General features: G+C 41.2%; 14 protein-coding genes. 13 read left to right on the top strand and 1 reads right to left on the bottom strand.

The features are described 5' to 3' along the window. The first annotated feature begins 5 nt into the window (after positions 1 to 5). The 13 genes from ACNQFZ_RS03465 (at position 6) to pyrE (ending at position 13,899) form a co-directional block, all read left to right on the top strand. Positions 6 to 506 (top strand): acetone carboxylase subunit gamma, encoded by a 501-nt coding sequence (locus tag ACNQFZ_RS03465; protein WP_458413961.1) that lies wholly within the window; start codon positions 6 to 8, stop codon positions 504 to 506. Between the two features lie 136 nt (positions 507 to 642). After that, positions 643 to 1,143, top strand: a complete 501-nt coding sequence (lspA, locus tag ACNQFZ_RS03460; protein ID WP_458415298.1) for a signal peptidase II — start codon at positions 643 to 645, stop codon at positions 1,141 to 1,143. Continuing rightward, positions 1,130 to 2,044: an RluA family pseudouridine synthase gene (locus ACNQFZ_RS03455; RefSeq protein WP_458413960.1), complete on the top strand. Its 915-nt coding sequence runs from the start codon at positions 1,130 to 1,132 to the stop codon at positions 2,042 to 2,044. Before lspA ends, ACNQFZ_RS03455 begins: the two co-directional genes overlap by 14 nt. Positions 2,045 to 2,254: 210 nt before the next feature. After that, on the top strand, positions 2,255 to 2,800 hold the full coding sequence (pyrR, locus tag ACNQFZ_RS03450) for a bifunctional pyr operon transcriptional regulator/uracil phosphoribosyltransferase PyrR (RefSeq protein ID WP_458413959.1): 546 nt from the start codon (positions 2,255 to 2,257) through the stop codon (positions 2,798 to 2,800). A 35-nt stretch (positions 2,801 to 2,835) separates the two neighbouring features. Continuing rightward, a complete protein-coding gene (locus ACNQFZ_RS03445; protein ID WP_458413958.1) occupies positions 2,836 to 4,149 on the top strand; it encodes a solute carrier family 23 protein in 1,314 nt (437 codons plus the stop codon). A 190-nt stretch (positions 4,150 to 4,339) separates the two neighbouring features. Further along, positions 4,340 to 5,248 carry an aspartate carbamoyltransferase catalytic subunit gene (locus ACNQFZ_RS03440; RefSeq protein WP_458415297.1) on the top strand — a complete coding sequence of 303 codons (909 nt, stop codon included), beginning with the start codon at positions 4,340 to 4,342 and terminating at the stop codon, positions 5,246 to 5,248. A 38-nt stretch (positions 5,249 to 5,286) separates the two neighbouring features. After that, on the top strand, positions 5,287 to 6,576 hold the full coding sequence (locus ACNQFZ_RS03435; RefSeq protein ID WP_458413957.1) for a dihydroorotase: 1,290 nt from the start codon (positions 5,287 to 5,289) through the stop codon (positions 6,574 to 6,576). Further along, positions 6,573 to 7,673, top strand: coding sequence for a carbamoyl phosphate synthase small subunit (locus tag ACNQFZ_RS03430; protein WP_458413956.1), 1,101 nt, complete (start codon positions 6,573 to 6,575; stop codon positions 7,671 to 7,673). Before ACNQFZ_RS03435 ends, ACNQFZ_RS03430 begins: the two co-directional genes overlap by 4 nt. Further along, a complete protein-coding gene (carB, locus tag ACNQFZ_RS03425) occupies positions 7,658 to 10,870 on the top strand; it encodes a carbamoyl-phosphate synthase large subunit (protein WP_458413955.1) in 3,213 nt (1,070 codons plus the stop codon). Before ACNQFZ_RS03430 ends, carB begins: the two co-directional genes overlap by 16 nt. Continuing rightward, complete coding sequence (locus ACNQFZ_RS03420; protein ID WP_458413954.1) at positions 10,867 to 11,643, top strand: dihydroorotate dehydrogenase electron transfer subunit; 777 nt, start codon at positions 10,867 to 10,869, stop codon at positions 11,641 to 11,643. The genes carB and ACNQFZ_RS03420 overlap by 4 nt, the downstream gene beginning before the upstream one ends. After that, positions 11,643 to 12,584, top strand: a complete 942-nt coding sequence (locus tag ACNQFZ_RS03415) for a dihydroorotate dehydrogenase (protein ID WP_458413953.1) — start codon at positions 11,643 to 11,645, stop codon at positions 12,582 to 12,584. The genes ACNQFZ_RS03420 and ACNQFZ_RS03415 overlap by 1 nt, the downstream gene beginning before the upstream one ends. Next, the gene (gene pyrF, locus ACNQFZ_RS03410; protein ID WP_458415296.1) at positions 12,556 to 13,266 is read left to right on the top strand and encodes an orotidine-5'-phosphate decarboxylase; all 711 of its coding nucleotides are present in this window, start codon (positions 12,556 to 12,558) and stop codon (positions 13,264 to 13,266) included. Before ACNQFZ_RS03415 ends, pyrF begins: the two co-directional genes overlap by 29 nt. Beyond that, complete coding sequence (gene pyrE, locus ACNQFZ_RS03405) at positions 13,267 to 13,899, top strand: orotate phosphoribosyltransferase (RefSeq protein WP_458413952.1); 633 nt, start codon at positions 13,267 to 13,269, stop codon at positions 13,897 to 13,899. Positions 13,900 to 14,181: 282 nt separating this feature from the next. Here pyrE and ACNQFZ_RS03400 read toward each other — a convergent pair whose 3' ends face one another. Continuing rightward, positions 14,182 to 15,894, bottom strand: a complete 1,713-nt coding sequence (locus ACNQFZ_RS03400) for an Rqc2 family fibronectin-binding protein (RefSeq protein WP_458413951.1) — start codon at positions 15,892 to 15,894, stop codon at positions 14,182 to 14,184. Positions 15,895 to 15,992 lie beyond the last annotated feature (98 nt).

Below are 15,992 nucleotides of genomic sequence, written 5' to 3'. Positions count from 1 at the left end.
AAGTAATGACAAACTATGATCGTAAAACAATAGAAGAATTAATAGATGGGACGATTGATTTTTATAAATTAAAAGAAATGTTATCAAACTTCAAAGACGCCGATCGCTTTGAAAAATATATTAGTATCCTGCAAGAAAGAGTTTCTTGGGATGACAGAATTCTTCTGCCGGCGGGGCTTCATCTGTACATCGTGGAAAAGGCAAATGGAGATCGGGTCGTAAAATGCGATTGCGGCCATGAATTCTGTGATGAAAAGGATAATTGGAAGCACCATGCATTGATCTATGTACGGGATACCGAAGAAAAACTGGCGGAATTATATCCTAAAATGCTGGCACCGCATCCAGAATGGCAGGTCATTCGTGAATACTATTGCCCGGAATGTGCCTCACAGCTAGAGGTGGAGGCAGTCACACCATGGTATCCAATTTTAAAAGACTTTGAGCCAGATATTGATGCCTTTTATAATGAATGGCTCAATCGACCACTTCCACAAGCTAAATAAAAGTTACGAAAGCTCTACCTTTTTTTAAATAAGGTAGAGCTTTCTTTTTCACGATTTATAAAGGCAGAGGAGATAGGTTGTGGAAAACCGAATAGATGTGCTACAATTTTACAGAAATCAATTATTAGTATGGAAGATCGGAGGAGCATTGGTGATTTATTATTTAATAGCAATGATAGTCATTTTTATTGATCAATGGTCAAAATGGCTGATTGTGAAAAAGATGGAGTATGGGCAAAGCATCGCCATCATTGATCAATTTTTTTATTTAACATCACATCGCAACCGGGGAGCTGCATGGGGAATTTTGCAAGGTCAAATGTGGTTCTTTTATATCATTACATTGGCTGTTATAATTGCGGTTATTTATTACATCAGGAAACTAGCGAAAAAGGATCCATTAATGGGCACAGCACTTGGTCTCATTTTAGGTGGAGCGCTTGGTAATTTCATCGACCGGGTTGTTCGCAAAGAAGTGGTCGACTTTTTTGATTTTTATTTGAACTTTTATTTCTTTCAATATCATTATCCAATCTTTAATGTAGCTGATGCAGCACTAGTTGTCGGCGTCATTCTCATCTTAATACATACACTCTTGGAAAGCAAAAAGGAGAAAAAGCTGAATGGATCGATTTGAAGTTACGATAACAGAGATTTCCGAAAATGAGCGGATTGATAAGGTATTAGCAACGGCTAATGAAGAATGGTCACGAAGCCAGGTGCAGCAGTGGATTAAGGAAGGGCTTGTGAGGGCTAATGGGAAGGTAATCAAAGGAAATTATAAATGTAAACTGGATGACTTTGTTGAAGTAGATATACCAGAGCCGGAAAGTTTGGATGTTTTGCCGGAAGAGATGGATTTGGATATTTATTATGAAGATTCTGATGTGCTTGTCGTTAATAAACCAAAAGGAATGGTTGTCCATCCGGCGCCTGGTCACTTATCTGGAACATTAGTCAATGGCTTGATGGCCCATTGCAAGGATTTATCCGGGATTAATGGCGTTTTAAGACCCGGAATAGTTCATAGAATTGATAAGGATACATCTGGCTTATTAATGGTGGCGAAAAACGATATGGCTCATGAATCATTGGTGGACCAGCTCGTTAATAAAACAGTCTTGAGAAAATATAGTGCACTTGTCCATGGTATCATCCCTCATGATAACGGGACAATCGATGCGCCGATTGGACGCGATAAAAATGATCGCCAAAGCATGACCGTAACCGATGAAAATAGTAAACATGCGGTAACCCATTTTCGGGTGTTGGAGCGATTTAAGGATTTTACCTTTGTTGAATGCCAATTGGAAACAGGAAGAACACATCAGATACGTGTACATATGAAATATATTGGTTATCCGCTTGTTGGTGATCCAAAATACGGTCCAAAGAAAACGCTCGATCTCGGCGGACAAGCACTTCATGCAGGAATACTAGGGTTTCTTCATCCTAGAACGAAAGAGTTCTTGCAATTTGAAGCACCGCTTCCAACATATTTTGAAGAATTGCTTATTAAACTTAGAAAAGAGAATTGACAAAATTCGATATCAGTGAGATAATCTTTTTAACAAGTAAATAGGTCCTTTAAATACAGTCCCGTGAGGCTGAGAAGGAATACGTGAATTGATAGATGGGGAAATTGTATCCTCTTATCTATGCATGCGCAAAATTAATCCTCTCGCCCAAACGGTGTGAGGATTTTTATGTTTTTGGCAAAACTAATGGTTGAATGAGGTGAACGTTTGATGAAAGAAAAGGCCATTGTCCTAGATGAACAAGCAATCCGCCGTGCACTTACACGAATTGCTCATGAAATTATTGAACGAAATAAAGGAATAGAAAATTGCCTCTTAGTTGGAATAAAAACTCGCGGAATTTACTTAGCTAATCGCTTGGCGGAAAGAATTGAACAAATAGAAGGGAAACCGATTATGGTCGGCGATGTAGATATTACTCTTTATCGTGATGATTTAACGACAACAACGACAAATAATGAACCAGAACTGCATGGTGCAAACATTCCTATCACCATTAAAGATCAAACCGTCATTTTAGTTGACGATGTTTTATACACAGGAAGAACGGTGAGGGCAGCAATGGATGCCATTATGGATATTGGTCGTCCGTCACAAATTCAGCTGGCTGTCCTAGTTGATCGCGGTCATCGTGAATTACCGATTCGGGCTGATTTCGTTGGTAAAAATATTCCGACTTCAAGCTCTGAAGTCATATTTGTAGAATTATATGAAGTGGATGGTATTGATCAAGTTAGTATACGCGAAAATGAATAAGTTTGTTTGACATCAAGAAAATAGGGGTAGAGAATATGAGTAGACAACATATAGTACTAGACGTAAATGAAAGACCGAAACCGCTGCAATGGGTTTCCCTTAGCATACAGCATTTATTCGCAATGTTTGGCGCAACAATCTTAGTTCCTTACCTGGTTGGCTTAAGCCCAGCAGTTGCATTGATTACAAGTGGCTTGGCAACACTCGCTTATATCACGATAACAAAGGGGCAAATACCTGCATACCTTGGTTCTTCCTTTGCGTTTATAGCGCCGATTATCGCAGCAAAGGCAAGCGGTGGACCAGGTACTGCCATGTTGGTTGGATTCATGGCGGGTGTTATATACGCAATTGTTGCTTTGTTGATAAAGAAGTTTGGCGTTCAGTGGCTTTTAAATATCTTGCCGCCGATTGTTGTTGGTCCGGTAATTATGGTTATCGGCTTGGGACTTGCAGGAACAGCGGTTAATATGGCTATGAGAATCGATCCGAATGATCCAGCAACATATAGTTCACTGCATTTTTCAGTGGCATTGGTAACCTTATTTCTAACGATTATCGCCAATATGTTTTTTAAAGGATTTTTTGGAGTCATTCCGGTCTTAATTGGAATCGTCGGTGGTTACACATATTCAGTGATAATCGGGATTGTCGACTTTTCAGGAGTGCATGCAGCCAAGTGGTTTGCAGCACCGGAGATGTTAATTCCCTTCGTCACCTATACTCCTGATTTAAAATGGGGTGTTGCAGCTGCAATGTTGCCGGTTGTCATAGTTACATTATCCGAAAATATTGGACACCAAATGGTGCTTTCAAAGGTTATTGATCGAAACCTACTCGTTAAGCCGGGGTTGCACCGGGCGATTGCAGGTGACGGGTTTTCGTTAATGATGGCCTCTTTTCTAGGTGGACCTCCTAATACAACTTATGGGGAAAACATCGGTGTGCTTGCGATTACACGCGTATTTAGCGTATTCGTGATCGGTGGTGCAGCCGTATTAGCGTTAATCTTTGGTTTTGTTGGTAAAATTAGTGCCTTAATTAGCTCAATCCCAACAAACGTAATGGGTGGTGTGTCCATCTTATTATTCGGGATTATCGCATCATCAGGTTTACGGATGTTGGTTGATAATAAAGTTGATTTTAGTAAAAATCGCAATCTAATGATCGCTTCCGTTATTTTAGTCATTGGCATTGGCGGCGCTTTTATACAGGTTAATGAGCAAGTACAAATTTCAGGGATGGCATTAGCAGCCATTATTGGAGCTATATTAAACTATGTCCTGCCAGGCAGAGAAAAGAATCAAAGTGGAGATTCGTTGCAATCAGAGGAAAAAACGAAAGAATAACACACTTTAATGAGGGTCCAGAGAGGCTTGAAAGGGTGTTTGTTTTTGAAGACAGGTTTGAAATCAAGGGCCTGTACTTCAATGCACCCTTGTAATAACAAATAGGGTGCTTTTTTTGTACAATCAAACAGCTTGATCTGGTAGATTTGTACAAAAAAGGACATCAAATTTCCGAATGGGGGAAAAGATGATGAATCACTTATTAACAATGTCAGGCTTAACAGTAACTGAAATTGAGCAACTTCTTCTAGAAGCAGAGCGTTTTGCGAAAGGAGAAAGTTGGAAAGTTGACAAGCAAATGTTTGTTGCCAACCTGTTTTTTGAACCAAGTACGCGGACGAGAAATAGTTTTGAGGTAGCTGAGAAACGGTTGGGATTGGATGTTTTAAATTTTAATACTGAAAGCTCTAGTGTCCAAAAGGGTGAAACATTGTATGACACCGTAAGAACGTTTGAATCGATTGGTGTTAGTGGTGTCGTTATTCGCCACCCAGAGAATAATTTCTTCCAGGATCTGGTTGGAAAAGTGGATATTCCGGTCATAAATGCAGGGGCAGGCTCTGGTGAGCATCCAACACAATGTCTGTTGGATTTGTTAACAATAAAACAGGAGTTTCAAGCGTTCAAAGATTTGAATGTAGCCATTATCGGTGATATCCGCCATAGTCGTGTCGCCCATTCCGATTATGATGCCTTAACGAGATTAGGAGCCAACGTCGTTTTTTCAGGACCTAAAGAATGGCAGGATAATACAGGTGAATTTGTGTCAATAGATGAGGCTGTTCGGGAAGCGGATGTGCTGATGCTGTTAAGGATTCAGCATGAGCGCCATGAAGGCCATATGGGAAATTCAAAAGAAGATTACCATCAAGCTTACGGCTTAACAATAGAAAGAGAAAAGATGATGAAGCCGCGGAGTATCATTATGCATCCGGCACCAGTAAACAGAGGCGTCGAAATTGCAAATGAGTTAGTTGAATGTGAACGATCTCGGATATTTAAACAAATGCAAAACGGGGTGTTCGCAAGAATGGCAGCTATTAAGCGCGCACTTGAATCAAAATCATTACATGAGGCACCACAGCCTATTCAATTATAACAACATGCTGGTAAAAGTTACGTAAAGGGGGATCTTAGGTGTCATTACTATTAAAAAATTCGAAACTTTTAAATGCTTCTGGAGAATTAGAGAAAAAAGATATATTGATTCAAGATGGTGTCATTGTACAAATAGAAGACAACATTCAACATGAAAATGCAGGGAAAATCGTTGATGTGGGTGGAAAGTTGGTCACTCCAGGATTTGTTGATCTACATGTGCATTTGCGTGAGCCGGGTGGCGAAAAGAAAGAAACGATTGCAACTGGAACTTTGGCTGCATCTAGAGGCGGCTATACAGCTATTGCTGCTATGCCAAACACAAGGCCTGTACCGGACACGAAAGAACAAATGGAATGGCTCCAAAATCGTATTAAAGAAACGGCAAATGTTAGAGTTCTTCCATATGCCTCCATTACCATACGCGAGCTTGGGGAAGAATTAACAGACTTCGCAGCACTAAAGGCAGCAGGTGCATTTGCTTTTTCGGATGACGGCGTCGGCGTGCAAACGGCAGGGATGATGCTTCAGGCGATGAAAAAGGCGGCCGAGTTGGATATGGCCATCGTTGCCCATTGCGAAGATAATTCACTGATTAATAAAGGGGCTGTACATGAAGGTGAATTTGCTAAAAAGCATGGAATCAATGGCATTCCGTCTGTTTGTGAATCTGTCCAAATTGCGAGAGATGTACTGTTAGCGGAAGCAGCTGGCTGTCATTATCATGTCTGCCATATTAGTACAAAAGAGTCTGTTCGCGTCGTTCGCGATGCAAAACGTGCCGGCATAAGCGTAACTGCTGAAGTTACACCGCATCATCTTCTACTTTGTGATCAAGATATACCTGGACTTGATGCAAATTACAAAATGAATCCACCGTTACGGAGTCGTGATGACCGTGATGCCTTAATTGCCGGAATAATGGATGGGACGATTGATTTTATCGCAACAGACCATGCCCCGCATACAGAAGAAGAAAAATCTTGGCCAATGACGGAAGCGCCATTTGGCATCGTCGGCTTGGAAACTGCCTTCCCATTGCTTTATACGCATTTTGTTCTACCAGGGAAGCTGTCACTAAAACAATTAATAGAGTACTTAACGATAAAACCATGCGAGACTTTTAATCTGCCATATGGGAAAATAGAGGAAGGTAGTATTGCAGATTTAGCAGTCATCGATTTAGAAAAAGAAGAAGCCATTGATCGCTCAAACTTTTTATCAAAAGGTAAAAATACTCCGTTCAACGGCTGGAAATGCAAGGGCTGGAATACTTTAACAATCGTAAATGGTAAAATCGTATGGGAGAAGGAGAGTGTAGCACAATGAAACGACAATTAATATTAGAAGATGGAACAGTGTTTATTGGTAAAGGATTTGGCAGTGATGTCGATTCAATCGGTGAGGTAGTATTTAACACAGGAATGACAGGGTACCAGGAAATTCTCTCAGACCCATCCTATTGCGGGCAAATCGTCACCTTAACCTACCCTTTGGTGGGCAATTACGGTATTAATCGTGATGATTTCGAAACAATCACACCTGCCATCCATGGTTTTATTGTAAAAGAAGCAGCGACGGCTCCTTCCAACTGGAGAAGCATGGAAACATTAGATGAACTCTTTAAGAGCAAAGGAATCCCAGGCTTGGAGGGGATTGATACAAGAAAGTTAACACGGATTATTCGAAAGTATGGGACGTTAAAAGGTGCATTATGTGGAATGGATGTTAATGTCGAGGAAGTTGTTGCAAAGTTAAAAAATGAAGCTTTGCCAACAAACCAAGTGGAGCGTGTTTCAACAAAATCAGCCTATCCAAGCCCAGGTAGAGGCTACCGTGTTGTATTAGTTGATTTTGGAATGAAACATGGGATTTTACGTGAGTTAAACAGCCGTAATTGTGATGTAACAGTTGTTCCATATAATGTGACTGCCGAAGAGATTCTTCGTATGAATCCTGATGGCATCATGCTATCCAATGGCCCTGGCGACCCTAAAGATGTACCAGAGGCGATTGAAATGATCCGTGGTGTACTCGGAAAAGTTCCAATGTTCGGAATTTGCTTAGGCCACCAGCTATTCGCGTTAGCATGTGGTGCAAATACAAGCAAAATGAAGTTCGGCCATCGCGGCTCAAATCATCCAGTTAAAAACCTAGAGACAGGCACTGTTGATATTACTTCACAAAATCATGGCTATACCGTTGAAATGGAGTCTACACTGAATACTCGTCTAAAAGTTACCCATGTGGCCTTAAATGATGGGACAATTGAAGGCTTAAAGCATTTAGATTACCCTGCATTTACTGTGCAGTACCATCCAGAAGCGTCCCCTGGACCGGAGGATTCAAACTATCTATTTGATGAATTTATAAACCTAATCGAAACTCAAAAGAAAGAAGGAGAAGCCGTATGCCAAAACGCTTAGATATTAAAAGAATTTTAGTAATCGGATCAGGACCTATTGTAATCGGGCAGGCAGCTGAATTTGACTATGCAGGTACACAGGCTTGTCAGGCTTTAAAAGAAGAAGGTTATGAAGTAATTCTTGTCAACTCAAATCCAGCAACAATCATGACAGATACGGAAATCGCCGACAAAGTTTATATTGAGCCGCTAACATTAGAATTTGTTAGCAAAATCATCCGTAAAGAACGTCCAGATGCACTTTTACCTACCTTGGGTGGACAAACAGGCTTAAATATGGCGGTAGAGCTCCATAACTCAGGAGTACTGGATGAATGTGGCGTTGAAATATTAGGAACTAGACTATCTGCTATCCAAAAGGCTGAAGACCGTGATGAATTTAGAACATTAATGAATGAACTTGGAGAGCCAATCCCAGAAAGCGCGATAATCCATACTGTTGAGGAGGCCTTCACGTTTGTAGACGAAATTGGCTATCCAGTTATCGTGAGGCCTGCCTACACATTGGGAGGAACAGGCGGCGGAATTTGTCAAACACCAGAAGAATTGAAAGAAATAGTGGCGAGCGGTTTAAAATACAGTCCAGTGACGCAATGTCTCATCGAGAAAAGCATTGCTGGCTTCAAGGAAATCGAGTATGAGGTCATGCGCGATTCCAACGACCATGCCATCGTTGTATGTAATATGGAAAACTTTGACCCAGTAGGTATTCATACAGGGGATTCCATCGTCGTCGCACCGAGCCAAACATTAAGCGACCGCGAATACCAGCTGCTTAGAAATGCATCATTAAAAATTATCCGGGCCTTGAAAATTGAAGGCGGCTGTAACGTTCAGTTGGCATTAGACCCAGATAGTTTTAATTACTACATCATTGAAGTGAACCCAAGGGTAAGCCGCTCTTCAGCACTTGCATCAAAGGCAACAGGCTATCCGATTGCGAAGCTTGCAGCAAAAATCGCTGTAGGTTTAACACTAGATGAAATGATGAATCCGGTAACTGGAAAAACTTATGCGTGCTTTGAACCAACATTAGACTATATTGTCTCAAAAATTCCACGCTGGCCTTTTGATAAATTTGAATCAGCTAACCGTAAGCTTGGTACACAAATGAAAGCTACTGGTGAAGTCATGGCAATCGGTCGCAGCTTTGAAGAATCATTATTAAAAGCGGTCCGTTCTTTAGAGGCAAAAGTATATCATATCGATATTGAAGAAATGGCAGAACTTGATAACGAAACACTACAAAAGCGGATTGAAGTGGCTGATGATGAACGACTATTTGTAATCGCCGAAGCATTCCGCCGTGGAATTACGGTAGAACAAATTCATCAGTGGAGTAAAATCGACCGCTTCTTCCTAGAAAAACTCAAAGGTTTGATTGATTTTGAAGTCGTATTTAAGAAAGACCCAATGAATCTTGAACTTTTACAGGAAGCGAAACAGAAAGGTTTTTCCGACATTGCCATCGCGAAGCTATGGAACAAATCGGAAAGAGAAATCTATAATATCCGCAAAACAAATGGCATTATGCCAGTTTATAAAATGGTTGATACATGTGCGGCTGAATTCGAATCTGAAACTCCATACTTCTATGGCACCTATGAAGAGGAAAATGAATCCATCCTCACTGAAAAAGAAAGTGTGCTAGTACTCGGCTCTGGTCCAATCCGCATCGGGCAAGGGGTAGAGTTTGACTATGCAACTGTACACTCAGTATGGGCAATTAAGGAAGCAGGGTATGAGGCAATCATTATCAACAATAACCCTGAGACAGTATCAACAGACTTTAGTACATCAGACAAATTATATTTTGAGCCATTAACAATTGAAGATGTTATGCATGTCATTGAGGTTGAAAAGCCAGTGGGCGTTATCGTCCAGTTCGGTGGACAGACTGCTATTAATTTAGCTGCAGAGCTTTCCGCACGTGGTGTGAAAATATTAGGTACATCACTAGAAAATATGGACCGTGCAGAGGATAGAGATAAATTTGAACAAGCGTTAACGTCCATCGGCATTCCAATGCCAAAAGGAAAGACAGCGACATCAGTAGAGCAAGCGGTTAAGGTTGCGACTGAAATCGGCTATCCTGTATTAGTTCGTCCATCCTATGTTCTAGGTGGTCGAGCAATGGAAATTGTCTACCATGAAGAAGAATTGCTTCATTATATGGAGAATGCGGTGAAAATAAATCCAGAGCATCCTGTTTTAATTGACCGCTACATGATTGGTAAAGAAATTGAAGTAGACGGCATTTCCGACGGAGAAAATGTTTATATTCCGGGCATTATGGAGCATATCGAACGTGCCGGCGTCCATTCTGGTGACTCCATTGCCGTCTATCCGCCGCAAACATTGTCAGCTGCAATCAAACAGCAAATCATCGATTATACAACGAGAATTGCGCAAGGTCTCGAAATTATCGGCTTGTTAAACATTCAGTTCGTAGTTTTCGAAAATCAAGTGTATGTGTTAGAGGTGAACCCACGTTCAAGCCGGACAGTGCCGTTCTTAAGTAAAATTACCGGTGTGCCAATGGCAAATATCGCTACAAAAGTGATTTTAGGTGCGAAATTGCCAAACCTAGGCTATGAAACGGGCTACCATCCTGAAAGCCATGAAGTGTTTGTCAAAGCGCCGGTGTTCTCGTTTGCAAAACTGCGCAGAGTAGATATTACGCTTGGTCCTGAAATGAAATCAACAGGAGAAGTTATGGGTCGTGACGTAACACTTGAAAAAGCATTATATAAAGGCTTGGTTGCATCAGGCATCTCCATTCCAAGCTATGGATCAGTGTTATTAACAATCGCTGATAAGGATAAGGAAGAAGCACTGGATATTGCGCGCCGTTTCTATAAAATCGGTTATCGAATCCTTGCAACAGAAGGGACTGCTGCTCGGATTCAACAGGAAAATATTCCAGTTACCATCGTTGATAAAATTGGCTCCGAAGGCCATACATTACTAGATGTGATTCGTAATGGGGAAGCTCAATATGTCGTTAATACACTCACGAAAGGCAAGCAACCTGCCCGCGACGGCTTCAGAATTCGCCGTGAATCTGTAGAAAACGGGGTGGCTTGCTTAACGTCATTAGATACAGCAAAAGCAATTTTACGTGTTTTAGAATCGATGACATTTGCAACAGATGAAATGCCAAAGTTTGAAAAAGCAAAGGTGGTCGTAACGCAATGAAAAAACAATGGATGAAGGTTGTTTCACAAACAGAAATTGCAAAAAACATTTACGAGCTTGTTCTAGAAGGGGAGCTTGTTTCTGAAATGCAAGAGGCTGGACAATTTGTTCATCTGAAAGTTGATGAATCAATCGATCCTTTGTTAAGAAGACCGATCAGCATCTGTGATATCGACCATAAAAATAATAGATTTACCATGATTTATAGGGCGGAAGGAAAAGGAACAACCCTTTTAGCTAAAAAGAAAGAAAATGACCAAGTGGATGTGTTAGGGCCATTAGGACATGGATTTCCTATTGATGAATTACATGCGGGCGAAACAGCCTTGCTAGTAGGGGGCGGCATCGGTGTGCCGCCGCTCTACAACCTGTCAAAACGGTTGGTCGAAAAAGGCGTGAACGTCATTCATGTTTTTGGTTTCCAAGACACATCGGTTCTATTTTATGAAGATCGATTTAAAGAGCTTGGCACAACATTTATTGCAACCGTTGATGGTTCATACGGAACAAAAGGGTTTGTTACCGATGTGATTGATCAAGAAAAAATTCAATTTGATTGTTTATATGCTTGCGGACCTACACCGATGCTACGAGCATTGAATGAACGCTTCAAAGATAAAAAGGGCTTTATTTCGTTGGAAGAGCGGATGGCCTGCGGCATCGGCGCTTGCTTTGCCTGCGTCTGCCACTTGCAGGAAGACCCTAGTGGTGCAACGTACCGAAAAGTGTGCAGTGACGGTCCGGTATTTAAAGTTGGGGAGGTTTTAATCTAATGAATCGTTTGAATGTGAGCCTTCCAGGTTTAAATTTAAAAAATCCAATCATACCTGCTTCCGGCTGCTTTGGTTTTGGACGTGAATACAGCCAGTTTTATGATCTTTCTATGCTTGGTGCCATCATGATTAAAGCGACAACAGTAGAGCCAAGATACGGAAATCCTACTCCAAGGGTTGCTGAAACAAGCGGAGGGATGTTGAATGCGATTGGCCTGCAAAATCCCGGGTTGGCTGCGGTGATGGAGCGGGAGTTGCCGTGGCTCGAGCAATTTGATGTGCCGATTATTGCTAATGTCGCCGGCTCACAAGTCGAAGATTATTTAATCGTTGCTGAAAAAATTTCAAAAGCACCGAATGTCCATGCCTTAGAATTAAACATTTCTTGTCCGAACGTGAAAAGCGGCGGCATCCAATTTGGAACGATTCCAGAGGTTGCTTTTGAATTAACAAAGCAAGTTAAAGAAGTAGCAAGTGTTCCAGTTTATGTGAAGCTATCACCGAATGTATCTGATATTGTTGAAATGGCTGTTGCTGTTGAAGAAGCAGGTGCAGACGGAATTACAATGATTAATACACTCTTAGGTATGCGCATTGATTTAAAAACGGGAAAACCAGTATTGGCAAATCAAACAGGTGGACTTTCCGGTCCAGCAATTAAGCCTGTCGCAATCCGGATGGTTTATCAAGTCAGTCAAAAAGTGAATATCCCAATTATTGGTATGGGCGGCATCTCAACTGCGGAAGATGTGGTTGAGTTTTTCATGGCGGGTGCCAGTGCTGTTGCTATTGGTACAGCGAATTTTGTTGACCCATATGTTTGCCCAACAATCATTGAAGAACTTCCACCACTTTTGGACAAGCTTCGTGTAGGGCATATTTCTGAACTAACAGGAAGGAGCTGGGGCCGTGATGCAAAGACCGCTAATTGTAGCTCTTGATTTTCCAAGCAAGCTTGAAGTACAGCAATTTCTAGCACCGTTTGCTAATGAATCATTATATGTAAAAGTGGGGATGGAGCTTTTTTATAAGGAAGGCGCCGGGATCCTCAGCTTTTTAAAAGAAAACGGCCATAAAATTTTCTTGGATTTAAAGCTTCATGATATTCCGAATACAGTGAAAAGTGCGATGCGCAATCTCGCTTCCTTTGATGTCGATATTGTCAATGTCCATGCTGCCGGTGGCAAACAAATGATGGAAGCAGCCCTAGAAGGCTTGAATCAAGGAACGCGAGTAGGCAAAGAACGGCCAAAATGCATTGCGGTGACACAATTAACGAGCACATCCCAAGAGATGCTACAGCAGGAACTATTAATCAACAAAGCGCTTGACTCAGTCGTTGTCAGCTATGCTAAAAACGCAAGTGCGAGTGGCTTAGATGGTGTGGTCTGCTCAACCTGGGAAGTAGAGAAAATTTTAGAAGCATGCGGACCAAACTTTTTAACGGTAACGCCGGGGATTCGCTTAAAAAGCAACACGGTTGATGACCAAGTGCGAATTGCGACACCAGAGGAAGCTCGAAAAAGAGGAAGCTGGGGCATCGTTATCGGCCGACCGATTACGAAAGCCGATAATCCGCTTGAAGCATACAACATTGTTCGTAATGAGTGGGAGGAAAAGTAAATGAAACGAGAAATTGCTGCAAATCTATTAGAAATAGGTGCAGTCCATTTAAAGCCGAGTGAACCATTTACATGGTCATCAGGAATTAAATCACCAATTTATTGTGATAATCGCTTAACATTATCATACCCTGAGCTTAGAAAAGAAATTGCGAAAGGGTTGGCAGGCTTAATACAAACGGAGTTTACTGGCTGTGAAATGGTTGCGGGTACGGCAACGGCCGGCATCCCGCATGCAGCCTGGGTAAGTGACATTCTCAATTTACCAATGTGCTATGTCCGCTCAAAACCGAAAGACCATGGCAGAGGCAACCAAATCGAAGGTGCAGTGAAGCCCGGTCAAAAAGTGGTTGTCGTTGAAGACTTAATTTCAACAGGCGGTAGTGTGATCACAGCAGTTGAAGCACTGCGCGAAGCAGGTTGTGAAGTGTTAGGCACTGTAGCGATTTTCACGTATGAATTGGCGAGAGGCTATAAGCAGCTTGAAGTAGCGAACATCAAAGCACATGCCCTAAGTGATTATTCAACGCTAATTGATGTTGCGCTAGAAAAAGGGTTAGTTAGCGAAACAGAACTAGAAAAATTAAAAGAATGGCGGAAAAATCCAGAAGATGAAAGCTGGATGGATCGGTAGTGAAATCTTACATTTGCGGATTCTAGCAAAAAAAATTTCGGTGAAACCCCTTATATTATCTAGTATAATGAAAAGGAAAATACTGGTACCGTAATAGGAATAGGGGGAATATGAAATGTTTTTTGAATTGATTCGTAACTTATTAGCTAGTCCCGATGTGAATGGTGTGGCAGGATTTATTTATAGTGTTAATGATGCAGTAACCAAATACTTTTGGACTTTCTAAGTCAATTTAAGAAATAAAAAATAGAGTTGGTTCTCTCTGTAATGAGAGAACCAACTCTATTTTTTTCGTAATTGTAAAATCAAGTCCTCATCCGGCGTTACATACAACGTTGTCTGATTTTCATAAATAACAAAACCAGGTTTTGCGCCACTTGGCTTTTTGACATGGCGTATTTTCGTATAGTCTACTGGAACAGAGCTAGAGTCCTTGGCTTTGCTGAAAAAAGCGGCGATGGTAGCAGCTTCCAGTAAGGTTTGCTCCGATGGGGCCTCCTCGCGGATCACGACATGGGAGCCGGGAATATCCTTCGTATGAAGCCAAATTTCATCTCTTCTTGCTAGCTTATTTGTTACGTATTCATTTTGCTTATTATTTTTGCCGACGATGATTTCAGCACCATCAGAAGAAAGGTAATGGTCGAGTGTCGGTTTTTGATTTTTCGGCTTCGCTTTTCCTCTACTTTTACGCATTTTTAAATAGCCTTCTTCAGCAAGTTCCTCGCGCATTTCCTCGATATCCTTTGGTGAAGCAGATTCAATTTGCTGCAATAACCCTTCAAAATAGTCGATTTCAATGTTTGTTAGGTTGATTTGCTCTTTGACAATGTCAACAGAGTTTTTCAGCTTTTGATATTTGACAAACAAGCTTTGCGCATTTTCAGATGGCGTCTTTAAAGGGTCCAGTGGAATGGTCACGGTTGCGCCATTTTCATCGTAATAATTGCCGACTTCGATTTCCTTCATGCCTTTTTTCGCGGCATACATATTGGCCGTTAACAATTCACCAAATAGCTGATAGCGATCGGCTTTCTCAGCATCGGCGAGCGATTGTTCAAGCTTTTTGATTTTCTTTTTATTTTTGTTCAGTTCATTTTTGATAAAACGCTCGAGATCATTTGCCTGCTGCTTAACGCGGTCGCGTTCCGCTTTTCCATAATAAAAGCGGTCCAAAAGCTCGCTGACCGAATCAAAATATTTAACGTCACCTTTCAAATGGGTAAGATCACAAATATAAAAATATTCTTTGCTTCCCACTGTAATCATCTGCGACTGATAATGTTGGTTTTTAATCGGTTCGATGACTGAAAAAAATGCGGGCGGAATGGTCACTTGGTTGCTGAGTCCTGCCCGAAAAATCACTTCATTTGCGAGAAGCGGAGAAATACCGGAAAAATGCTCTACCAATTGGGCTCCAAGCTTGCCTTGGTTAAAATCAAGCTTTTGCAAAAGGGTTTCCCCTGTTATCGTCATTGGGTTTAGTTTATGTTGTTCAGGCGGGGCAACATACTCATGCCCAGGCATAATCGTCCGATGCCGGTTAACCACTGGTGAGACATGCTTAATGCTATCCATAATCATATTTTTTTCTTGATCCACTAACAGGATGTTGCTGTGCCGTCCCATAATTTCTACAATTAAAACTTTAACGGACTCATCACCAATTTCATTTTTTGTCCGAATAGTAAATTTGATGATGCGCTCTAAGCCCACTTGCTCAATTTTTTCAATAAAGCTACCCTCTAAGTGCTTTCGTAACAGCATGCAAAACATTGGCGGCTCTTTCGGGTTGTCATAGCTTTCAGTTGTAATATGTATTCTTCCATAACTTGAATTAGCCGAAATAAGCAATTGCTGATTCTTGCCGCCCGCTCGAATCGTCAATATTAAATCATATTTTGAGGGCTGATAAATTCGTGAAATGCGCCCGTGATTCAGCTTTTCTATTAATTCTTCCGTAACGGCTTTCGTTACGATCCCATCAAATGTCATAGGTTCCACCTCTCAATGTACAAATAGTATAGCATGTTTTTTGTTTATATTTTAACTCGCATCCTTTATAATTTAATCTTAGCCTATTTTTCATATAA

The sequence above is a fragment of the Schinkia acidoalkalinis genome (assembly GCF_054301215.1).
This window is presented reverse-complemented; position numbering and strand designations above follow the sequence as displayed.